The sequence below is a fragment of the Sphingobium salicis subsp. salicis genome (assembly GCF_049472635.1).
Lineage (GTDB): Bacteria > Pseudomonadota > Alphaproteobacteria > Sphingomonadales > Sphingomonadaceae > Sphingobium > Sphingobium yanoikuyae_A.
Genome location: NZ_JAYRCS010000001.1, coordinates 3,604,759 through 3,627,247, shown reverse-complemented (window position 1 = coordinate 3,627,247; position 22,489 = coordinate 3,604,759). Strand labels below are relative to the sequence as shown.

Below are 22,489 nucleotides of genomic sequence, written 5' to 3'. Positions count from 1 at the left end.
ATCGCCAATGACCCGGCTCCCTGCCCCTTCGATTTGTCATGACGCAGATCGAAGGGGCTTTTGATCCTGTCAGCAGACATAGCATTTGTCCCGCGGATGAACGACGGCTTTCGTCTTGATCGAGATCAGCGCCCTGTGCTTGTTCAGTCGCTCGAACTGCTTTTTGAGGTTCGAATGTGGACCGAAATCGGGTCGATACCCACCTCCGCAATAGCCTGCGAAAGCGCCTTGCCATCATAGGGCTTGGCGAGCAGCACCGTTTTTGGCGCGGACCGATCATAGTCGAGCTGCGTGTCACCTGTTGCGAAGATGATGCCGATATGAGGCAACATCTGACGAGCTATCGCCGCAAGATCGGGGCCTGTCATTCCCGGCAGGTTCGCATCGGTGATCAGCACATCGACATGGGTCGTCTGAAGCGCTGAAACAGCATCCTCAGCGCTCAGCGCCTCGATGACAGTCAGGCCGAGATCCTTTACCAGTTCGGCGGTGTTTGCCAGGATGATCGCATCATCTTCCACGATCAGCGCAAGCGCATTGCGGCGCTCCGGCTTGTCGTCCGGCGCCGGGCGAGCGGACATCGTGCGGGCGAGGTTGCGCTGACGCTGGTTGGCCAGCACATGGCGGAACTTCCGTGCGAGCGCGTCGCGCGAATAGGGCTTTGAGAGCAATTCCACGCCTGCGTCGAGGCGACCGCCATGGACGATGGAATTTTCCGTATAGCCCGAGGTGAACAGCACGGCGATGTCCGGCTGCCGTTCGCGCGCCATGCGGGCGAGTTCCGCGCTCTTGAGCCGGCCCGGCATGACGACGTCGGTGAACAGCATGTCGATCTGGATGCCGCTCTCGATCACGCTGAGCGCGCTCGAAGCATCGACTGCTTTGAGGACGCCATAGCCAAGATCATTCAGCATCTCGACGACCGTGGCACGGACGGCGTCGTCATCCTCGACGACCAGAACTGTCTCGCTGCCGCCGCGGATCGGACCGCTGTCCAATTCGACCTCGAGATCCTCATTTTCGACGGAACGAGGGAAATAGAGCTTTATGGTCGTGCCTTCGCCGACCTCCGAGTAGATTTTGACATGTCCGCCCGACTGTTTGACGAAGCCATAGACCATGGAGAGGCCAAGACCCGAGCCCTTGCCCTCGCTTTTGGTTGAAAAGAATGGATCGAAAACTTTTTCGATGATTTCCGGCGGTATGCCGCTGCCAGTATCGGTGACGGCCAGCATCACATATTGGCCGGGTGCGACCTCGCTATGGCTGCGGGCATATTCGTCATCGAGGCTGGCATTGCCCAATTCTATCGTAAGCTTGCCCTGGCCTTCCATCGCATCGCGGGCGTTGATGGCAAGGTTGAGCAAGGCATTTTCGACCTGCGCAGGATCGACGAACGTGTTCCAGAGCCCGCCGCCCACGATCGTTTCGACTTCGATGCCCTCGCCGATTGCACGGCGGAGCATGTCATCCATGTCGCGCACGAAGCGCGTCACGTTGACGACCTTGGGTTCAAGTGCCTGCCGACGTCCAAACGCGAGTAATTGGGCAGCGAGCTTGGCGCCGCGGGTTACGCCAGCCATGGCGTTGGCAACCCGGGTCTCGGCTTTTTCGTTGCCGGCAATGTCGCGCGCCAGCAGCTGAAGATTGCCGGAGACGACCTGGAGAAGATTGTTGAAATCGTGGGCGACGCCGCCGGTCAACTGGCCGATCGTCTCCATCTTCTGCGATTGCGCCAGGATCGCCTCGGCCTGGCGCCGCTCTGCCATCTCTTCGACCACACGGGTTTCGAGCGTCTCGTTGAGATGGCGCAGTTGCTCCTCCGCCCGTTCACGATGCTGGACCTGACGTTCAAGGGCCGCTTCGCGCCGGACGCGATCCTCGATATCGAAGACCAGCACATGGAAGCCCGCAACCGAGCCGTCTGCCTCGATCCGGGGGATATAACGCACTTCTGCTGCCCGGTCCTCGCCGGAACGATGGGGCATGGTGGTATCGGCCACCACCCATTCGCCCGCCATCGCCCGCTCGATCAGCGGCAGGCGGGCCACATATGTCTTTTCGCCAACGACGTCCCTCACATGGCGACCAATGACTTCGGATGGCGGTTTGCCAACCCAATCCTCGTAGAAGCTGTTGGCGAAGCGATAGACATGATCCGCATCAACATAAGAGATAAGAACCGGCAGCGAATCCGTGATGATGCGCAACTCGGACTCGCTCTTGGCCAGCGCCCGCTGCGCTTCGACCTTTTCGGTATTCTCGATGACGGTGCACATCACCCCGCCGACCTTGCCGTCCTCATCATAGATTGGCGTGTAGAAGAGATCGAAGATCACTTCTTCAGGCGTGCCGTAGCGATTGAGAATCATGGGCTGGTCAAGGTGGGAAACCACCTCACCGCCAAAGCCGGACGCCAGAATCTGTCTATTAAAGTCCCAGATTTCCGGCCAGATCCCCGGAACGGTCCCGCCCATCGCCTTAGGGTGATAATCGCCTGCAATGGCGACATAGCCGTCATTGTAGATCATGACATGCTCGGGTCCCCACATGAGGACTTTTGGCACTGGCGAGTTCAGCACATTGTTGACCGTAGCGCGCAACTGTGCCGACCAGCGCGACGGAGTGCCAAGCTGCGTTGACGCCCAGTCCACCCGACGCATAAGGTCGATCGATTCTCCGCGGCCCTTCAGCCACCAGAATGGGTCGGTGGATGCAACGTCTTCCCGTTCTCGCAGGAGCTTGAGCGCAGTGCGGACTACTTCACTGGCATTGCCATATTCGCCAGCTTCAAGTCGGGCTTCGATGAAGCGATCAAGCTCGGCGGTGAGGGAGACATTCCGGGAAAGGCGATTGGGCATGGCAGCGGGGATGGCGACAGCACAGGAGTGTGTCAACAAATGGCACATTGATCGAAATCAGGGAAATAGCTTCCTCTCCTGATGCCGCCGAGTCTGCCAAGAAACCGATGTAGGCATCTTCATCATAGCGGCTATTGCGGCGGTGAGCGCCTAAATGGTGAAAGGCTATTGATGGCCTGCTTGAGCTTGGAAATGCCAAAGCGCGCCGCCTGGCCCGGCTCAATGTGGGGCATCGCGGGTATCTCATCAGGATTGACGATGGCATGAAGGATGGCCGGCCCCTCTGCCCCTAGCCAGCGGTCGACCGCAGCCGGAAGCTCGGCAGGCTTTTCAACGCGAAATCCCTGAACGCCACACGCCTGCGCAAAGGCGGCGTAATCCATGTTCGGGAAAACGGAGCCAGGCGATGGGGGCACGCCAGCCCCCTCCATTTCCAGATGGACAAGGCCCCAGCCGCTGTTGTCATAGACGACGATCTTGACTGGAAGCGCATGCTCTACCGCGGTCATGAATTCGCCGAGTAGCATGGTGAAACCGCCATCGCCCACATGCAATATCACCTGGCGTTGCAGGTCCAGCGCCTGCGCGCCATTGGCAATGCCAAGCCCTGTGCCGACCGCCGCATTGTTGAATGAGCCGGTAATTTGCTGACGGCCCGACTGGCGCAACCAGTTCGACGCCCACAAGGTCACCTCTCCAGTATCTGTCACCCAGATGGCATTGTCGCTTGCCCGGTCGCTGATCGCCCGGGCGACGACCTGCGGATGAAGCTTGTCATGTGACCGGTCGAGAGCAGCCTTTTCATCGAGCATCCTGTTCCAGGCTGCGCGGTCGGCGTTGACCTTATCCAGGAAATGCGTGTCGGACCGTTGCGGCAGGCGGTCGAGCAACAGGCGCAAAGCGGGCCTGACCGAACCCACCACGCCGAGCGTGACCGGCGTCCGCCGTCCAAGGGCAAAGGCGCGCTCGTCGATCTGGATGGTTTTTACGTCCTTGGGGAGAAATTCCGAATAGGGATAGTCGGTCCCCAGCATGAGTAGAAGATCCGCATCGGCAAGAGCATCGACACCGGGACGACCTCCGATGAGACCGACACCACCGATCCAGCGCGGGTCATCATAGGGGAGAATGTCCTTGCCACGATAGGTGTGGACAAGGGGAGCGTGGAGCCTGTCCGACAAGGCGCTGAGTTCGGCTGCGGCGCCATGGCAGCCATGGCCGCACAGGACGGCGACCTTGGTCGCCTCGCCGATTTGCGCAGCTATTCCTGCGACGTCCTCGGCTGCCGGCGCTACTTCGGGCCGCGGCCGCAGCGTGGCGATGCTCGGCACGGACGCGGTGACCTTCGCAGAAAAAATGTCCGGCGGAATCGAGATATGCGCGACGCCCCGATTGCCATAGGCCTGCGCTATAGCCTGGTGGATCACGGAGGCTGCCTGCTGGGGAGACGCAATGATCTCGCTATAAACCGCGACGTCGCCAAACAGCGCTACAGGATCATCCTCCTGCAAATAATCCGTACCACGCTTGGCAGATGCGACGCCGCCGGAAATGGCGAGCACCGGCGCGTGATCCTTGCGCGCTTCATATAGCCCGGACACCAGATGATTGGCGCCGGGACCAGTCGTGCCGCAACATACCCCGAGCCTGCCAGTCAACTTCGCCTGGCCGGTAGCCGCCAGAGCGGCACCTTCCTCATGCCTGACACCAATCCACCGGACGACCTCCTGGCGGCGGATAGCGTCAGTAAAGGGATTAAGCGCGTCCCCTACGATGCCGAAGACCTGATGGGCGCCAATCTGGCCGAGGGTCTGCACCAAAAGTTCGGCAACGGTCATCGACATCATGGCTTCTCCTTGTGAGGGGTACCAAGGAGACGGCTTGTGCTTCAGGATGTTCCGCCATCGATCAACTGCGTTGTCATGCGATCTTGCCGATGATCGGAGGGTCATGGGCTATTTGCAGGTCGATCCCGGTCCTCATGCGTCAGACTGTGATTGTGATAATGCCTTTTGAGCGTGGGACCGGCAGCCCTCGACCTGCGTTGTGCGGGGATGGCCCAGCGTCCTTTCAAAGTCTTTCGAACCTCGGCCGGATTTGAGGATGCCTATGTCGCTGCTAAAAGCCAGAAGGCTGCGCTGGAGGCATGGGGAGCGAGGTCGAACCTGTTCGCCAGCGGCATGGCTGAGATAGTCACGGATCCGCAACTCACCAAGGCGGCGCTCGCACAGCCAGGCAAGGTCATCCGGGCGCCTCGCGGCACGCCAGCGCAGCACCTCGCGGCTGCGGGCGCCCCTCGGCCGCGCCGCGCCAAGTCGGGGCGAAAAGGGCAGGACGGGAACAGCGTGGCTCCCAGCCTGGTGCGAGCGAAGCCCAAACCAAAGCCCAGTCGGAGCAGGCTCGAAAATGCTACGCATGCTCTGGAAGAGCAAAGGCGCACCCTGATGTGAAGTCGTAAAATTTGTCCTCGTCCACGACGTCAATGGAGGCGAACGGAACGTCATAGGTGGAAAGAAACTGCACAAGCAGGCGTGGCTCGCCTTCATCAAGCTGACCTACATCCTCCTCCACAATCTCACGGATGAGATCCGACAAGAAATTATGAAGATTCGTAAATTTTTGGAACGGTCTCATCAAAGCGAGGGTTCGCATATCTCCCAGCATGTATTCGATGCCGCGAATGTATGAATGACTGTCGCGCACGATATTAAAGGCTGCGTTCGCGAAATAATAAATGCTGAAGCCGCGTGCCTGATAATAATACTTTGACTTATCCGCCATAACGTACCCAGCTCATATGAGACGATACGACGGTGTTTGCGCACCGTCGTATCAACATTCATCAGCTCGATGGTGCAGTCGCAGCAGCCTGAGCCATTTCGATCGCACGAAGCGGACGACGCTCAAGGTTGAACGTATCGAGGAACTTCACTTCGCACCCTGATGCTAGCTTTTCCCCGAAGGCACCATCGACCCGCCACAACGGGTGGACGATGAGAAATGTATCCCCGCCCTTGTGCCGCTCCCGCAACGCAGGAAGTTTGGACGGAGCGTGTATCTCGGCCACAAGCGAGTCTGGCCGCATTCCCGCCACCGCCTTGGCGAGCGCGAATGCCCGATCGTGCCAACCGACCGTCTCAGGATAGCTTTGATCCTTGGCGTCGAGACCGGCGCTGTAGCTGGGATCCACCAACGCCCGGAGGTAGGAAAGGCCAAGACGCCAGTCGAGCAAACCATGATAGGAACGGTTGCCATACCGCTGGATGCAACGATAGCATGACGTCTGACATCGGGCAGCGTGGTTGCCGTCCTCATCGACACGAAGAAAGTCGACCAGAGGCCAGGTGGTCTCGTCCTTCAACGTCTCCCGAATCAAATGCACGACATGGGGCGTTCCGTCGCTCCGGTCGTCTCCCAGACGTCGGCTCAGACCCGAGCCATTGATCAGGGAATCCGCAATCTGCAGCATCGGCTTGCCTTCGCGCAATCGCGGCTCAAGCGCCTCGAACTCATCGGACGCGACGTCGAGATCGAGTGCGGCCTTCTGAACCAGAATCTGCGTCGCGCTAATAGCAGCCGCACGTGTCGGAAGATGACTGAAATCGCCTTTGCGTGCTACGCGATCGAGCGTCAGGCGCTGATCGAAATTCAGAAGCTCGAGGTAGAGTGCGTCCGTCTCCTTCTTCGCGATCAGCCCGAACGTGCGCTCGGTGTTCGGAGTTTCCGTCCAGCGATTGCCGCGCGCAGAAAGTTCACCAACATCGATCTGTTGATTTCCACTGAGAAGTGACCCGGGTTTTCCATCGAGAAGTGACCCGTCTGCGGATTATGTTTCGGGTGTCATGGGTGGGTCAACCCGTGGTTTTCTCCTTTGGGTTCTGGCCTGCTTGGCAGAGCTGTTTTTGAAGCGGAAGCTATCGTTGCCGGTCTCCAGGATGTGGCAGTGATGGGTAAGCCGATCGAGAAGCGCCGTGGTCATTTTGGCGTCGCCGAACACGGTGGCCCATTCGCTGAAGCTCAGGTTTGTGGTGATGATGACGCTGGTGCGCTCGTAGAGTTTGCTCAGCAGATGGAAGAGCAGCGCGCCACCTGAAGCACTGAACGGCAGATATCCAAGCTCATCCAGGATAACGAGATCGGAGTGCAGGAGGCGATTGGCGATCTGACCGGCCTTGCCCTGTGCTTTTTCCTGCTCGAGCGCATTGACCAGTTCGACCGTCGAGAAGAAGCGGACGCGCTTTCGATGATGTTCGATGGCCTGGATGCCCAGCGCCGTTGCCACATGGCTCTTGCCGGTGCCAGGACCGCCGACCAGCACGATATTGTCGGCGATGTCGATGAAGTCGCAGCGATGCAACTGACGCACTAGAGCTTCATTGACCTCGCTACTGGTAAAGTCGAAGCCGGCCAGATCGCGATAGACAGGGAAGCGCGCGATCTTGAGCTGATAGGCCACAGACCGAACCTCCCGTTCTGCTGTCTCGGCTTTGAGCAACTGGGAGAGGATCGGGATGGCGGCTTCGAAGGCTGGAGATCCCTGTTCCATGAGATCGGTGACGGCCTGCGCCATGCCATGCATCTTGAGGCTGCGGAGCATGACGACGATGGCGCCGCTGGCAGGGTCATGACGCATGACGCTTCTCCTTGCGCAGATCATCATAGCGTTCGACATTGGCCATCGGCTCGCTGACCAGTTTGAGCGCCTGGGGCGCCGTCACCGGCGGCGTGGAGATCGGTTTTCCGTCGACCAGCCTATAGAGCAGATTGAGGATATGGGTCTTGGTCGGAACGCCAGCCTCCAGCGCCATGGTGACCGCCGTCAGCACCAGTTGCTCATCATGATGAAGAACCAGCGCCAGTATTTCGACCATTTCCCTGTCGCCGCCGGGATTGCGCAACAGATGTCGCTGCAGACGCTGGAACGCATCGGGTAGCTCAAGGAAGGGCGCTCCGTTGCGCAGGGCGCCGGGTTTGCGCTGCACGACCGCCAGATAATGGCGCCAGTCATAAACCGTATGACCTGGACCGTCGTGAGAGCGGTTGATGATGCGCTGATGTGCGCAGATTGGCTGCCCCTCGGCGACGACCTGGAAGCGATCAGGATAGACGCGCAGGCTGACAGTGCGATTGGCGAAAGAGGCCGGTACGCTGTAGCGATTGCGCTCAAAGTGGATGAGGCAGGTCGGCGATACCCGTTTGCGATATTCCACAAAACCATCGAAGGGCCTGCCCGCAAGTTAGCGTCCGCGCTCGTGGTGTAATTTCCGGTGTAGATTGAGGTGATCGCATGGGGTTGGGCATGCCCAACCCCATGCGATTTCGAACTCGGTGGCCACCGGGCTCATCGGTAAGGTGGAGTTACCACACTTCACACGCCCACCGAGGAGTTGATCCCGATGACCGACGACAGACTACCGCTTGCCGAACTGATGGCGAAGACCGGAGATGGAGATTTCCTGCGTACGATCGCCGAGAGCGTATTGCAGATCATTATGGAGGCCGATGTCGACGGCCTGGTCGGCGCTGGCCGCCATGAACGATCGGGCGAACGCACGACCTGGCGCAATGGCTACCGCGACCGCAGTCTCGATACCCGGCTCGGCACGCTCAACCTCAAGATCCCCAAGCTGCGGACCGGCGCCTACTTCCCCGGCTTCCTGGAGCCGCGCAAGACTGTTGAGAAGGCGCTGGTCGCAGTAATCCAGGAGGCGTGGATTGCCGGGGTCAGCACCCGGCGCGTCGATGAGCTGGTGCAGGCGATGGGCATGACCGGGATATCCAAGTCCTCCGTGTCAAAGCTGTGCAAAGACATCGACGAGCGCGTCCATGCCTTCCTCAAGCGCCCGCTCGCCGGTGACTGGCCCTACCTCTGGCTAGATGCCACCTACCTCAAGGTGCGCGAGGGGGGACGGATCGTCAGTGTCGCCGCGATAATCGCCGTCGCCGTCAACACTGAGGGCAAGCGCGAGATCGTCGGCCTGCACATCGGCCCTTCCGAAGCCGAGCCCTTCTGGTCGAGCTTCCTCAAGGACCTCTCCCGCCGCGGCCTGACCGGCGTGAAGCTGGTCATCTCCGATGCCCACGAGGGCCTCAAGGCAGCGATCACCCGCGTGCTCAGCGCCACCTGGCAGCGCTGCCGCGTCCACTTCATGAGGAACGCGCTCGCCTACGTGCCCAAGGGCCAAAACACGGTTGTTGCTGCTGCGATCCGCCAAGTCTTCCTCCAGCCCGATCATGCGGCCGCAACTCAGGTCTGGCGTCAGGTCGCCGATCAATTGCGCGCCAGATGGCCCAAGCTCGGCGCCTGCATGGACGATGCCGAGCACGACGTGCTCGCCTACATGACCTTCCCCGAGCAGCACCGGGTCAAGCTTCACAGCACCAACCCGCTGGAACGCCTGAACAAGGAAGTGAAGCGCCGCGCCGATGTTGTCGGCATCTTCCCGAACGAGGACAGCATCATCCGCCTCGTCGGTGCCGTCCTGCTCGAGCAGAACGATGAATACCAGCTCCAGCACCGCTACATGCAGATCGAGGGCATGGCCGCCCTTGCCACACCCATAACCGAGGAGGTTCAGCCGCTACAGATTACACCCAAGGCCGCCTGAAAATGCAGCCCGATGGCCAGCACCGAAATTACACCACATTGACGGACGTGACCTATCTTTCCCGAAACCCGCCCGGATGGCAGCGACCGGCGGAGCTTTCCGTCCACCCATACCGCCACTTCCTTTGCGGCAGCTGCAACGCTCCAGAACCGCTACGGCTGGAAAGTCGGGCTTCCAGCCCATCTGGTTGCGACCATCGTCGGAATCTCTCGTGTCCAGGGTACCAAACATCACTGGTATGATGTCGCTGCCGGGGCCCTTCTGGGCGAAGCATCAGGCCTGCTTCTCACGACCAGGCGCAACAACAATATTCGAATGCTTCCCTGGAGCGATGGGCAGGGGGGCGGGATTGCAATGGCTTTGCGATTTTGAGGGCTGTAGCCACTTTTCCAGCAAAGATGGACAAATGGTATAGTTGGCGAGATTTGGACGCCAGACAAGTTCGATAGGGCTCGAACCGATCCATTTATCGGTGAGCAGCATGATCCGAACGACCTCTCTCCTATTTCTGCCATTGAGCGCGCTCGTAATGCTCGGCGCCTGCAGTCAGCAGGGCAAGCAGTCTTCTTCGCCTCCATCCCATGGTGAGGTTGTCGCGCATGAGACCGAACTGGTCAGGCTGACGCTGAAGCCCGAAGCTGTAAAAAGGCTCGGCATCGAGACGACCAGGGTTGGTGCGGGAACGGCTGCGCTGGCGCGAGAAACGAGCGGCGAAATCGTCGTTCCCAATGGGACTGGTGGCGTACCCACCGGTGCTCTCAGCAATCTGGCACAAATTGGTGCCAGCCAGGCGAGCGCCGACGGCGAGGTCGAGCGGACGCGCGCGCAGGTTCGGCTCGCGCGCATTGCGCTGGAACGCGCCAGCAGGCTCGTTGCAGAAGAAGCTGGAAGCGTCAGGGCGCGGGACGAGGCTGCGGCAGCGCTCGCAACAGCCCAGGCCCAGGCCCAGGTTGCGATCGAGCAACGACGCTTGCTCGGGCCCGCGGTTGCGTCGTTGGGCAACCAGTCACGTCTCTGGGTCCGCGTTTCCGTCGCCGGCACAGATGTTGCTGCCATCAACCGCAATGCATCCATCATCGTCGCGCCCCTGGGAACAACGCAGGGAGGACGCAAAGGGACACCGGTTCAAGCCCCGCCGTCGGCCAATGCAGTAGCTGGTACGGTCGACCTCTATTATGCGCTCGATAATAGCGACCAATTCTGGCGCGTGGGACAGCGCGTCGGCATTCGACTTCCCCTCGGCAAGACCCAGGAAGGGCTTTCCGTCCCAGCCAGTGCGATCGTGCGGGACATTTACGGCGGAGAATGGGTCTATCTCCAGACGGCGCCGGGCAATTTCATCCGGCAGCGCATCGAAGCCCTGTCGAGCGGGCAGGATGGCGCTGTCGTCATCCGCGGCCTGGCGCCTGAAGCACAGGTAGTTTCGGTCGGCGCCATGGAACTGTTCGGCACCGAATTCGGAGTGGCGCACTGATGCTCGCCTGGCTCGTCCGCAGCGCACTTCAGCAGCGCGTCATCGTTCTTGTTCTTGCCGCTATCCTGGTCGTGCTCGGACTGCGGGCATCGACCGATGTGCCGCTGGATGTCTTTCCAGAATTTGCGCCGCCGATCGTGGAGATTCAGACCGAAGCGCCAGGGCTCTCGACGGAGGAAGTCGAAAGCCTCATTACCGTTCCGATCGAAACCCAGGTGAATGGCGTGCCTGGTATAGCCACGCTGAGGTCCAAGTCGGTCCTGGGTCTTTCGTCCGTGGTCCTTCTCCTGGAGCGCGGCGCGGATGTCTTCCGTGCAAGGCAGATGGTGCAGGAGCGGGTTACCCAGGCACAGGCTCGACTGCCTGCTGCCGCACGCCCTCCGATCATGCTGGCCCCGCTTTCGTCGACCAGCCGCGCCATGAAGATCGGCATTTCCTCGAAAAAGCTCGATCAGATGGAACTGTCCGAACTGGTTCGCTGGACTATTCGACCCAGGCTGATGTTCGTGCCTGGCGTCGCCAATGTCGCCATGTGGGGCATGCGCGATCGTCAGCTTCAGGTTCTCGTCGACCCTGACAAGCTACGTGCGGCTGGGGTCACTCTCAACGAACTGCGCCTGGCAACCGGTGATGCCGTCCTGGTGGGAGGCGGCGGCTTTGTCGACAACGCCAATCAGCGCCTCGCGGTGCAGCAGCCAAGCGCCGTTCAAACAGCCGACGACCTTGCTCGGACTGTCGTCAAATTGACCGGCGATGCACCGATCCGCGTAGGCGATGTTGCCCGGGTGACCGAGAGCTATGCCGCGCCGATCGGGAACGCGATCATTGATGATGGGCCAGGCATCATGCTCATCGTAGAGAAGCAGCCGACAGGCAACACTCTCGAACTCACGCGCTCGGTCGAAGCTGCCCTGGAGGAGCTCAAGCCCGGTTTGCAGGACGTCAAGGTCGACAGCAGCATCTTCCGACCTGCGACCTTCATCGAACGCTCGATCGACAATCTCACCCGCGCACTCGCGATTGGTTGCTTCCTCGTGGCGGTCGTTCTGTTTCTTTTTACCCGGGACTGGCGGCAGGCGATTATCAGTCTGGTCGCCATTCCCCTGTCGTTGCTCGGTGCCGGGCTCGTCCTGCTCTGGAGCGGGGCGACCATCAATACCATGGTTATTGCCGGTCTGGTGATCGCGCTTGGAGAGGTCGTCGACGATGCCATCATCGACGTCGAGAATATTGCCCGGCGGCTCCGCCTCAACCGCGAGGCCGATAATCCCAGGACGCCATTCGAAGTCGTACTGGCAGCGTCGCTAGAGGTGCGCTCTGCGGTGGTTTTCGCGTCGCTGATCGTGATGTTGGTCTTTCTCCCCATCTTCTTCCTGGGCGGGGTCGCGGGCACATTCTTCCAGCCGCTCGCCATTGCCTATGTCCTGGCGATCGCAGCATCGCTGCTGGTTGCGCTCGTCGTAACCCCTGCCCTTTGCCTGTTTCTGCTACCCAATGCTCCGGTCAAACATGAAGGTGACACGCGTTTCGTACGAGCGCTCAAGGGGCGTTATGGAGCAATGCTGCCTCGTATCATTGCCGCACCGCGTGCGGTTATGATCGTGATCGGAGCGGGCCTGCTTCTGGCGGGTGTTGGCTATGCGACTTTCAAGGATCAGTTCCTGCCGGAATTCCGCGAAACCGATTTCCTCATGCACTGGCTCGAAAAACCCGGAGCCTCCATCGAAGCCATGGATCGGATCACCATCCGGGTTTCCAAGGAGCTTCGTGCGATCCCGGGCGTCCGTAATTTCGGCGCACATATCGGGCGGGCGGAAGCGGCCGACGAGGTGGTCGGCCCGAACTTCACCGAGTTGTGGATAAGTCTCGACGAGAAGGCGGACTATGACGGCAGCGTGGCCAGGATCAAGGAGGTGATAGAAGGCTATCCTGGGCTCTTCCGGGATGTGCTCACCTATCTGCGCGAACGGATCAAGGAAGTTCTGTCCGGTGCAAGCGCGACGGTTGTGGTGCGGATCTTTGGCCCCGATCAGAATGAGCTTCGTGCTGCTGCGGACCGGATCAAGCAACAGGTAGCCGGAGTGGAAGGCGTAGCGGACCTCAAGGTCGAGCAGCAGGTTCTGGTCCCGCAGATCCGCATCCGTCCCCGCAGCGGCGATCTGGCAACCTTCGGCCTGACGCCGGGCGAGGTGCGCCGCCAGGCACAATCCCTCGTTGCCGGACAGAAGCTTGGCGAGATTTACCGCGATCAGAAAGCCTTTGACGTGGCGCTCTGGGGAGAGGCAGCGACCAGAGGCGACATGCATGCCCTCGCTGATCTGATGATCCAGACGCCCAACGGCGGTGCGGTACGCCTGCGCGATGTGGCGGACGTGGCAGTGGTGCCTGCTCCCAATGAAATCAAGCGCGAGGATGGTCAACGACGCCTCGATGTGACGCTCAACGTCAGTGGTGCGGACCTGGGCACAGTCGCCCAGGCGGTTGAGTCCATCGTGGCCAGGACCCGCTTTGCTCAAGGCTATCATGCCAAGGTCCTTGGCGAATATGCAGCACTCAAGGAGTCGCGCCAGCGACTTTGGACGACCGGCCTATTCTGTCTTGTCGGGATATTGGTGCTGGTGTGGATGGAGTTCCGCTCTCACCGGATCACTGCGCTGGTTGCGGTCAGCCTTCCTTTCGCGCTGGTCGGTGGCGTTGTGGCGGTGGCGTTCACCGGCAGCCTCTTGTCGCTGGGATCACTCGTCGGCTTCGTCACCGTCATCGGCATCGCGGCACGCAACGGCATCATGCTCCTGTCGCATTATCACCATTTGCGTGTTCATGAGGGAGAGGCTTTTGGTCCATCGCTTGTTCTGCGCGGAGCAGAAGAGCGGCTGGTTCCCATCCTCATGACTGCAGCCTGCGCGGGCCTTGCGCTTGTGCCGCTGATCGTGGCGGGGAACGCGCCGGGCCATGAAATCGAACATCCCATGGCGATCGTCATTCTTGGTGGACTTGTATCATCCACGCTCCTCAATCTTTTCCTGATGCCTGCCCTCTACGCTCGGTACGGCGAGGATGCGGCTGGGCCGGCCGAGCCCTCGCCCCAAGATGCTCGCATGAAGGGAGCAGCAATATGAAAACGGCCATCCTTCACGCGTGCCTGATGACTGCTGGACTCCTGGCAAGCGGCTGTGTCTCCCAGCAAGGCGCGCCACCCGCATCGGGCCTTACCCAGGCTCCGCCTCCCTTTTCGCGTGGCGAACATGTGATCGACCGACCCTTGCCGGAAAACTGGTGGCAGCTTTTCAATGACAGCCAACTCGATGCGCTTGTTGAAGCGAGCCTCGCAGCTAATGCCGATCTTCGCGCAGCCTTTGCCAATCTCGAAGCAGCGCGCGCTGCGACCCGGCAGGCGGACGCAGCGCGACTTCCGCAACCGATCCTCGAAAGCAGCGCAGCGATCGACAATCCTGCAGGGCAGCCAAGCGCAGCCAATGTGTCGAGCAGTGATTATGATGCCGCAGCAACCATAAGCTGGGATATCGATCTGTTCGGTCGGCTGCGTGCGGGAGCGCTGGCCGCCCGCGCTGACGCGCAGGCGCAAGCGGCCGCGCTGGATGGTGTGCGCGTGGCCGTGGCGGCAGATACCGTGCTCGCTTACATCGATCTATGTGCGGCGCGTCAGAATGGGGCGGTGGCCTACAAGATTGTCGATGCGCAGGAACGCAATCTCAAGGCCGTTCGCGAACAATTGTCGGCAGGGGAAGTGTCTCCCCTTGAGGTCGCGCAAGCCGCCAGCCTGCTTGAAGCATCGAGAGCTACGATCCCGGCTTTCGATGCCGCTGCCGCCAGCGCAAGATTCCGGCTCGCAACGCTTCAGGGCTTGCCGCCTACCACCCCCCAGATGGCCAAGGTTGATTGCACGCTGCTGCCCAGAGCGAGCAGCGAAGTGCCAATAGGCGACGGTGCTGCACTGCTGGCACGTCGGCCCGATATTCGCGAAGCAGAGCGCAAGCTTGCTTCGGCAACAGCCAAGATCACCATCGCGCGGGCCGAACTCTATCCCAGGATCACGCTGGGCGGCGCATTGGGACTTCTGTCCGGCGCTTTTTCTGCCAGTGCCTCACCGCTAATTTCCTGGTCCTTCCCCAACCAGGCGCCGGCGCGCGCCAAGATCGCGCAGGCGCAGGCAGCCGAACGCGCTGCGCTGGCTTCGTTCGACAACGCCGTTCTGCGCGCCCTCAGGGAAGTCGAAACCGGACTTGCAGGCCTACAAAGCGAAGCCATCCGGAACCAGGCGCTTGATCGGGCAAGAGAGGCAGCAGGGCTTTACGCCCGTCGAACCAGTGCCCGGGCCAGGATTGGCGACGCGTCGCCATTGCTGGTGATCGATGCCGAACGAACCCTTGCAACGGCTGCTCTTCAAAAGGGACAGTCGGATCATCTGCTGGCACAATCCTATATCTCCCTGTTCCGTGCGCTGGGCGGTGGATGGCAGCGAGCACCTGAGCCGCTCGATCCGGTCAGGGTGATGGAGTAGAAGAACGCATGCATATCCTGATTATCGAAGACGATGGGGAAACACGCGAATTCCTCAGCCGAGGCCTCAAGGAAGTGGGGCATGCCGTGACCCTTGTGGAGGAAGGACGAGAGGGACTGTTCCAGGCAACGGACAGCAATTATGACGCGATCATCGTTGATCGCATGCTGCCAGGACTGGACGGTCTATCCCTGCTCAAGATGCTGCGCGCGACCGGCGACCTCACGCCCGTTCTCATGTTGACCGCAATTGGTCGAATAGCGGATCGGGTAGAGGGGCTCGAGGCAGGCGCCGACGACTATCTGGTCAAGCCCTTCGCCTTTTCCGAGCTCCTCGCCCGCTTGAATGCCCTTGGTCGACGGCAGGCACCGCAAGTCGAACAGTCCCGGCTGACCGTTGGCGACATCGATATCGACTTTCACAGGCGCACAGTGCATCGCGGAGGAAAGAAGGTCATTTTGCAACCGCGGGAATTCTCGCTGCTCGCCGAACTCATGCGCAATTCTCATCGCGTGGTTACCCGAACGATGCTGCTCGAACGCGTATGGGACTTCGACTTCGAGCCCAAGACCAATATCGTGGAGACCCATCTCAGTCGGCTTCGCTCGAAGCTGAATGCGGGCTTCGATGTCGATGCGATCGAGACGGTTCGCGGCGCGGGTTACATGATCAGGAGCAATTAATGCCCCGCCCATGGAAAACGACCTTTGGCCTTACGGCACTGGTTAGCCTGGCCTTCGTTCTGGCGACGCTTGTGATCGGGCTCTTGGCCTATGCGCTGACCCATGAGGCGATGGAGGTGCAACTGGACCATCGAACCGCCACCGAGACGAGCGCCTTGCTGGAGCGGGCGGGTGCTGGCGGAACCCCGGCACTGGCCGAACTCATTCATCAGCGCGATGCCGGGCACAGCACGGCAAGCCTCGGATATATTCTGGTCGATCCCCAAGGACGACGGCTGGCCGGCGCACTGGATGCGCAAATTCCGGCAAAGGCAGGATATTTCGAATTACTGCACTACGGGAAGGATTGCGCCATAGCCCAGGCACTCATCACCGATCTGCCCGACGGCAGCCGCCTTCTGGTGGCAGCAGATCGCACGGTGATTGACGAGATGGACATCACGATCCTGAAGCTGTTTTCGGCCTCATTTGCCGCCATGCTTCTTCTGGCTGTCGGGGGCGCCTGGACCGTTGGCGCTGTAACGCGCAGTCGATTGCGCCGATTCGACGATGCGGCCCAGGCCATTATCGGAGGAGACCTGACCCAGCGCATGCCGCTGGACGGATCTGACAACGAGTTCGACGGCGTCGCCAAGTCGCTCAATCATATGCTGGACCGCAATGCTGCCCTGGTCGAGAATCTTCGACAGGTGTCGAGCGATGTTGCGCATGACCTTCGAACGCCACTGACGCGCCTGAATAATCGTCTGGATGAAGCACTCGCCTTCAGCGGAGACAAGCGCACGCGCGCGATCGAGGCGGCAATAGCAGAATCCCATGAACTGCTCGAGGTCTTCTCGGCCATCCTTCGCATATCCGAAATCGAGGCGGGCACGCTCAAGCGAGATTTTCAGGAACTGGCGCTTGGAGATCTGGTCGAGGATGTGGTCGAAACCTATGCGCCCGATTTCGAGCTTTCAGGTCATGCGCTGCATTCCACCATCCATATGGGGCTTCGCATCCGGGGCGATGCCCGATTGCTGTCCCAACTCATCACCAACCTGCTGGATAATGCGCTGCGGCATACGCCGGCTGGCACGACGGTCGCGCTCAATCTGACTGCCAGCGAGGCTTTCGTTATTCTTGAAGTCTGCGATGATGGTCCCGGTGTTCCGGCAACCGAGCGTGATCGACTGTTCAGCCGTTTTACGCGGACCGAAGCCAGCCGCACCACCGACGGACATGGTCTGGGCCTGGCCCTTGTCTCTGCTGTCGCGCAAATCCATGGGGGCTGTGCGACCGTTCTGGACAAGCCCGGTTTTGCTGTAGAGGTTCGTCTCGCGCGATAAGTTACCGGAACATTGGGGGGCATATACAACATCCCAACCTTATCCCTGGGCCAGTTGCACGTCCCGACCGAAGCGCTAACCCCCCTCGCGAATGATAACTATTCGCATTAAATGAAGGGGATCTAACCTTGCAATATTCAGCGATTTTCCGATCGGCGCTGCTTGCGTCGACTGCGCCCGGCATCCTCCTTTCGCTGGTCTCCCCCTCACTCGCAATAGCCCAGGAGCAGGTTCTCGGGTCCGTAACGGTCACGGACACCGCGATCGATGATCGGGAAGCCGAAAGCTCCTACAAGGTCAGCCGCAGCATCAGCGCGACGCGCACGGATACGCCGCTGATCGATGTACCCCAGTCGGTCAATGTGGTGTCGGTCAAGCAGATCGAGGATCAGGCAGCCAACAGCATCGGTGACGCCATACGCTATGTCCCGGGCGTTTTCTCGGCCCAGGGCGAGGGTAATCGCGAAACGCTGGTGATCCGCGGCAATTCGACCACCGGCGACTTCTTCGTCGATGGCATGCGCGACGATATCCAGACCTATCGCGACCTCTATAACATCGAGAAGCTGGAAATCTTCAAAGGACCGAACGCGATGATCTTCGGCCGGGGCGGCGTAGGCGGCGTGGTCAATCGCGTTACCAAGGTTGCGGACTGGAATCTTCATCGTGCCTTCCGACTGGAAGGCGGAAGCTTCGAGCATAAGCGCGCCCAGTTTGATCTGGGCACGCCGATCAGCGATTTTGCAGCTGTCCGACTGACCGGTGTCTATCAGGACAGCGACAGCTATCGCGATGGCGTCAACTATAACCGCTGGGGCTTCAACCCGACCGGCTCATTCAAAATTGGTCCCGATACGACCATTTCGCTTGGATATGAGCATTTCGAGGATGAGCGCGTCGCCGATCGTGGCGTTCCCGCTCGGTTCGGCGCTTCGGCGACCAATATCGTTGGCCCGCTTCGCACGCCGCGCGGTCAGTTCTTCGGCGATCCGACCCAGAGCCCTACCGGTACGAATACCGACGCCGGTTCGCTGTTCATCGAACATAAGTTCAGCGACACGGTCTCGATCCGCAACCGCACCCGCTATGCCGACTATGACAAATATTATTCCAACGTCTTCCCCGGCGCGGTCAACGCAGCTGAAACGAGCGTGAGCATCTCGGCCTATCGTGCCACCACGCAACGCAAGAATTTCATCAACCAGACCGATTTCAATGCGATCTTCAATACCGGCTCCATTGAGCATACCCTGCTCGTGGGCGCTGAATATGGTCACCAAAAATCCGACAATATTCGGGAAGAAGGGCGTTTTGCAGGCAATGCAAGCTCGGTGACCGTGCCGATCTCGGCGTCTAATGTTCGTTTGCCCACCAGCTGGACCATGATTTCGAGCAGCACGAACAGCAACGGCGTGGCGGAGGTCGCGGCCGGCTATGTCCAGGACCAGATCGCCATCTCGCCCATGTTCGATATCGTCGTGGGCGTGCGCTACGAGCATTTCAAGACCACGCTGCACGATCGGCGCAGCCTCGCCTTCCGGACGAGCGGCAGCACCATATCTCCCGAATATTATGACGTGACCGACAATCTCTGGTCTCCGCGCGCCGGCCTCATCTTCAAGCCGGCCGAGAATGCCTCCATCTATGCAAGCTACTCGCGTACCTACCAGCCGCGTGGTGGCGACCAGTTGACCGGCCTTTCGCTTTCCAACGCCAGCCTGGCGCCGGAGAAGTTCCAGAACTACGAAATCGGTGCGAAGTGGGACATTCTCCCCACGTTCAACCTTGCCGCCGCCATCTATCAACTGGATCGCGACAATGTTCTGGCGCTGAGCGATCCCAATAATGCGGCCTCGCCGACGGTGCCGATCGGACGGCAGCGCACCAAGGGCATCGAACTCAGTGCTGCGGGCAGCATTACCAAGCAGCTCAGCATGGTCGGCGCCTACACCTATTCCGACGGCACCTTCCTCGACAATGTCTCGGGCACTGTCCAGGCAGGGAACATCCTGCCCAACATGCCCAAGCACAGCGCCTCGCTCTGGACCCGCTTCGATCCGATCGAACAGCTCGGCGCTGCGCTGGGCGTGATCTACCAGGGCAAGCGCTACGCCTCGACCGACAATTTCGTCGCGATGCCCGGCTATACGCGGCTCGATGGCGCCGTCTATTTCGACATCGCGCCAGAGCTGAGCCTGCAGGTGAATGTCGAGAATATCCTTGGCAAGCGTTACTATCTCTATGCCCATAGCAACAACAACATCACGCCAGGTTCACCGACTGCGGTGAAGGTCGGCCTCAGCGCGAAGTTCTGACCATGTCCAGCCGCTTCCTTCCTTTGAAGCGCTTCACAAGGGAGGAGCGGCTGGCAATTTGCCTTCTGCGTGGTGGCAGCAGTGCCAAAGTCGGAGAGGCCGCTATCCGGGCATTCGCAGCACTGGGTGAACACGCCACCGAGCGAGGCTTCGTGATAGCGACATTGTCCAGCCCATTTGTGAACCAGGATGAGATCCGGCTTCTTGGGGGCATAGCAGCATTCCAGCGCCAGATACCGCCGATGGACATCGGGCTGCCGGCGCACCTGCACGCATTGCTGGACGCGTGCGCAGCAGGCCTGACCCGGCGTGGCGGCAAACTTGATTTTCGTAATGTCGCCCGGTGCCCAGGTCTTCCTGAACAACGGGCAAAGAAGCGACAGGATCGTTCGATCCGGCTCATAAATCGCACATATGGCGCCCCCAAACAGGCAGTTGTCTTTGCGGTTTTGCGCGATCGTGACACGGCAACAATCGCCGATCTCGGCCGAATGGGCGTGTCTCGCTCGGTCGTCAGCAAGATGACCAAGCGTGGCTTGATCGAGAGGGTGGGCTACGGCGTTTATGCCTCGCCGGCCTCGAAGCGCCGAGGATAGTGCATATGTCGCGCCTAGAGGAACATGCGGCCGGACATTCGTCCGGCCTCACACATCAGTCTGAAGAGGTGACATAAGCAGGACCAAGTTCGTCCAGCGATTTCACGCCGACTTGCGCCATGGCGAGTTCGAACTCTGCCCGTATCATGTGAAGCATATGGGCAACGCCGGCCATGCCTGCCACCGCGAGGGCATGAAGTTGCGGCCTACCAATCATGACCGCGCTGGCACCAAGGCTAATCGCCTTGAGGACATCCGTGCCGGTACGCACACCGCTGTCGAGAAGGATCGGGCATTTTCGTAAGCATCCGGTGAGAGCCGCAGGCGCTCAAGCAGTTTCGCGGTTTGGCCAAAGGAACGGTGCAGAACCGAGAACGAAACCCAGAAACGCGGCCTGGAGTGGTAATGCGACTTTGAAGCCCGGAATGCCAAGCACGAAGAATCCGTAAGAATTTGCAGCGACGTCGGAGATCATAATCGCTACGGCAAGCGCCAGACCAACCCGAAGTTTGCCGAGCAGCAGCAGGCCTATAGTGGCCAGGTCGAGGAAGAGCAGCGCAGACCAGAATGCTTCCAACAGGGCCGGAGCCCAGTTGTAGGGCCGCGCGCCGTAGCTGAGAAAATCCCTGCCATGATTGAAAGCGCCAACGGCAAAGCATGCGACGTAGACGCCAAGTACGGCTCTTTGCGTCAAGGAGTGCTTTCTAATGGTTTGGCTCAATGTTTCCAGTTCCATATGTGGACGGCTCCCTCTTGCAAGGGCTGAACGGAAAATTTGATCGGATCGCTTGCTTCCATATGTCCGGCCTTTCGGTGCGGTCGCACGTGACCGCTGGCCAAGATGGTTTCCGCGGTGTGTGTTCCCAACACGGCAGCGGCCTGTGATGGCCACTGGAACTGACGGAGTGTCACACGCCTCGGATCGATCGATCGCACCATCTGCTCTCTTCATGCAAGATCACGGATCAGCTCAGTACGATAGCATTGATATTCTGCTCATCGCTCCTGGCTAATTCTTATGCTGCTACCGCAGTAAGGGCGGGCGGCGCGACGCATTGGTATCGCTCGCCGCTCACCATGAGTTTCCACGCGACACGTGCGGCTTTGTTAGCAACGGCAACCGCAACGAGCTTAGGTGATTTTCGTCCAATCAAGCCGATAAGCCATGGTGTGAGATTCCTACCTCGCCCATTGCGGGCGTGCTGAACGACTGCGGTAGCTCCGACCACGAGCGTGCTTCTGAGAAGTTCATCACCAGCGCGAGTGATAACGCCGTGTCTTGTCTTGCCGGCGGTCGAGTGATCTTTAGGGGTCAGGCCCATCCATGCCGCAAAATCCCGACCGGATTTGAATAGATGCGGATCGGGCGTTTTCATCATGAGCAAGGTCGCGCCGATAGGCCCAACGCCGGGAATTTTGGCCAGTCGCTGACTACATTCGTCGTTGCGATGCCATTCCATCAGCTTCGCGTCGATCCGTTCGATCTCGCACTGGAGCTGCGCATATTCCTTTCCCTGCAGGGCAAAAAGTTCGCGCGCCAATTCGGGTATCGTTTCATCTGCCGCGATGCGCTCGAGAAGCGGTACGACGCGACATGCACCCGTCGCCGCAGTGATGCCGAACTCCGCGCCATACCCTCGTATAGCGTTGACGAGCTGGGTGCGCTTCTGGATGAGCCTTTCGCGCACCCCGACCAACATGAGCGCCGCCTGTTGTTCTGCAGTCTTTACTGGAACGAAGCGCATTGTTGGGCGGCTCACCGCTTCGCAGAGAGCTTCGGCATCCGCCGCGTCGTTCTTGCCGCGCTTGACGTAGGGCTTCGCTAATTGCGGCGCGATCAACCTTACGTCATGCCCGAGCGATCCGAGAAGACGAGCCCAATGATGTGAACTGCCGCATGCCTCGATAGCGACGACGGTGGGTGGCAGCTTTTCGAAAAACCGAACCATTTCCCGGCGCATCAACTTCTTGCGCAGCACTGCCTTCTCCGCTGCATCGACGCCATGCAGTTGAAAAACGTTCTTTGACGTATCCATGCCTATGCGGGTAATTTGCTCCACGGGCGGCTCCCTTGATTGAGTCTTGCAACGTACTCACTCTGG

19 protein-coding genes and 1 pseudogene are annotated in these 22,489 nt (G+C 60.0%); 10 read left to right on the top strand and 10 right to left on the bottom strand.

All coding sequences use genetic code 11. From position 1 onward, the window contains the following. Positions 1–143: 143 nt before the first annotated feature. From VHN57_RS17480 to VHN57_RS17465, 4 genes are all read right to left on the bottom strand, one after another. On the bottom strand, positions 144–2,897 hold the full coding sequence (locus tag VHN57_RS17480; RefSeq protein ID WP_423284712.1) for a type II toxin-antitoxin system ParD family antitoxin: 2,754 nt from the start codon (positions 2,895–2,897) through the stop codon (positions 144–146). A gap of 95 nt (positions 2,898–2,992) precedes the next feature. Further along, entirely contained in the window at positions 2,993–4,813 is a 1,821-nt protein-coding gene (locus tag VHN57_RS17475) for a thiamine pyrophosphate-binding protein (RefSeq protein ID WP_423284710.1), read from the bottom strand. 457 nt (positions 4,814–5,270) lie between these two features. After that, positions 5,271–5,642: a hypothetical protein gene (locus VHN57_RS17470; protein WP_423284708.1), complete on the bottom strand. Its 372-nt coding sequence runs from the start codon at positions 5,640–5,642 to the stop codon at positions 5,271–5,273. Between the two features lie 61 nt (positions 5,643–5,703). After that, positions 5,704–6,222, bottom strand: coding sequence for a hypothetical protein (locus VHN57_RS17465; protein WP_423284706.1), 519 nt, complete (start codon positions 6,220–6,222; stop codon positions 5,704–5,706). A 24-nt stretch (positions 6,223–6,246) separates the two neighbouring features. Here VHN57_RS17465 and VHN57_RS17460 point away from each other — a divergent pair, with 24 nt between their 5' ends. Continuing rightward, the gene (locus VHN57_RS17460; RefSeq protein WP_423284704.1) at positions 6,247–6,651 is read left to right on the top strand and encodes a hypothetical protein; all 405 of its coding nucleotides are present in this window, start codon (positions 6,247–6,249) and stop codon (positions 6,649–6,651) included. Between the two features lie 36 nt (positions 6,652–6,687). Here the strand turns inward: VHN57_RS17460 and istB are convergent, their stop codons facing one another. Further along, positions 6,688–7,494 carry an IS21-like element helper ATPase IstB gene (gene istB, locus VHN57_RS17455; RefSeq protein WP_069338825.1) on the bottom strand — a complete coding sequence of 269 codons (807 nt, stop codon included), beginning with the start codon at positions 7,492–7,494 and terminating at the stop codon, positions 6,688–6,690. Continuing rightward, positions 7,484–8,092, bottom strand: a pseudogene (locus tag VHN57_RS17450) (Mu transposase domain-containing protein); the annotation flags it as partial. The pseudogene VHN57_RS17450 and the gene istB, both read right to left, overlap by 11 nt. 165 nt (positions 8,093–8,257) lie before the next feature. Between VHN57_RS17450 and VHN57_RS17445 the strand changes: the two are divergent. Further along, positions 8,258–9,469: an IS256 family transposase gene (locus VHN57_RS17445; protein ID WP_099231114.1), complete on the top strand. Its 1,212-nt coding sequence runs from the start codon at positions 8,258–8,260 to the stop codon at positions 9,467–9,469. Positions 9,470–9,523: 54 nt separating this feature from the next. Continuing rightward, entirely contained in the window at positions 9,524–9,841 is a 318-nt protein-coding gene (locus VHN57_RS17440) for a phosphatase PAP2 family protein (protein ID WP_423286052.1), read from the top strand. Here VHN57_RS17440 and VHN57_RS17435 read toward each other — a convergent pair. Next, on the bottom strand, positions 9,743–9,952 hold the full coding sequence (locus tag VHN57_RS17435; protein WP_375188707.1) for a hypothetical protein: 210 nt from the start codon (positions 9,950–9,952) through the stop codon (positions 9,743–9,745). The two genes, VHN57_RS17440 and VHN57_RS17435, sit on opposite strands and share 99 nt — an antisense overlap. On the opposite strand from VHN57_RS17435, the gene VHN57_RS17430 reads away from it, so the two are divergent. From VHN57_RS17430 to VHN57_RS17400, 7 genes are all read left to right on the top strand, one after another. Next, entirely contained in the window at positions 9,951–10,943 is a 993-nt protein-coding gene (locus VHN57_RS17430; protein WP_010338369.1) for an efflux RND transporter periplasmic adaptor subunit, read from the top strand. The two genes, VHN57_RS17435 and VHN57_RS17430, sit on opposite strands and share 2 nt — an antisense overlap. After that, on the top strand, positions 10,943–14,062 hold the full coding sequence (locus tag VHN57_RS17425) for an efflux RND transporter permease subunit (protein ID WP_037509340.1): 3,120 nt from the start codon (positions 10,943–10,945) through the stop codon (positions 14,060–14,062). Before VHN57_RS17430 ends, VHN57_RS17425 begins: the two co-directional genes overlap by 1 nt. Further along, positions 14,059–15,465 carry an efflux transporter outer membrane subunit gene (locus VHN57_RS17420; protein ID WP_029547837.1) on the top strand — a complete coding sequence of 469 codons (1,407 nt, stop codon included), beginning with the start codon at positions 14,059–14,061 and terminating at the stop codon, positions 15,463–15,465. The genes VHN57_RS17425 and VHN57_RS17420 overlap by 4 nt, the downstream gene beginning before the upstream one ends. 8 nt (positions 15,466–15,473) lie before the next feature. Beyond that, positions 15,474–16,148 (top strand): response regulator transcription factor, encoded by a 675-nt coding sequence (locus VHN57_RS17415; RefSeq protein ID WP_010338372.1) that lies wholly within the window; start codon positions 15,474–15,476, stop codon positions 16,146–16,148. Beyond that, on the top strand, positions 16,148–17,476 hold the full coding sequence (locus tag VHN57_RS17410) for a sensor histidine kinase (RefSeq protein WP_423284698.1): 1,329 nt from the start codon (positions 16,148–16,150) through the stop codon (positions 17,474–17,476). The genes VHN57_RS17415 and VHN57_RS17410 overlap by 1 nt, the downstream gene beginning before the upstream one ends. Before the next feature lie 128 nt (positions 17,477–17,604). Then, on the top strand, positions 17,605–19,791 hold the full coding sequence (locus VHN57_RS17405; protein ID WP_037509342.1) for a TonB-dependent receptor: 2,187 nt from the start codon (positions 17,605–17,607) through the stop codon (positions 19,789–19,791). Between the two features lie 2 nt (positions 19,792–19,793). After that, positions 19,794–20,387: a type IV toxin-antitoxin system AbiEi family antitoxin domain-containing protein gene (locus tag VHN57_RS17400; protein WP_037509343.1), complete on the top strand. Its 594-nt coding sequence runs from the start codon at positions 19,794–19,796 to the stop codon at positions 20,385–20,387. Positions 20,388–20,442: 55 nt separating this feature from the next. On the opposite strand, the gene VHN57_RS17395 is transcribed toward VHN57_RS17400, so the two are convergent. From VHN57_RS17395 to VHN57_RS17385, 3 genes are all read right to left on the bottom strand, one after another. Beyond that, a complete protein-coding gene (locus VHN57_RS17395) occupies positions 20,443–20,676 on the bottom strand; it encodes an alpha-hydroxy-acid oxidizing protein (RefSeq protein ID WP_423286050.1) in 234 nt (77 codons plus the stop codon). Between the two features lie 39 nt (positions 20,677–20,715). Next, positions 20,716–21,123, bottom strand: coding sequence for a hypothetical protein (locus tag VHN57_RS17390; RefSeq protein WP_270094172.1), 408 nt, complete (start codon positions 21,121–21,123; stop codon positions 20,716–20,718). A gap of 280 nt (positions 21,124–21,403) precedes the next feature. Next, positions 21,404–22,447, bottom strand: a complete 1,044-nt coding sequence (locus VHN57_RS17385) for an IS110-like element ISShsp1 family transposase (RefSeq protein WP_423283350.1) — start codon at positions 22,445–22,447, stop codon at positions 21,404–21,406. Positions 22,448–22,489 lie beyond the last annotated feature (42 nt).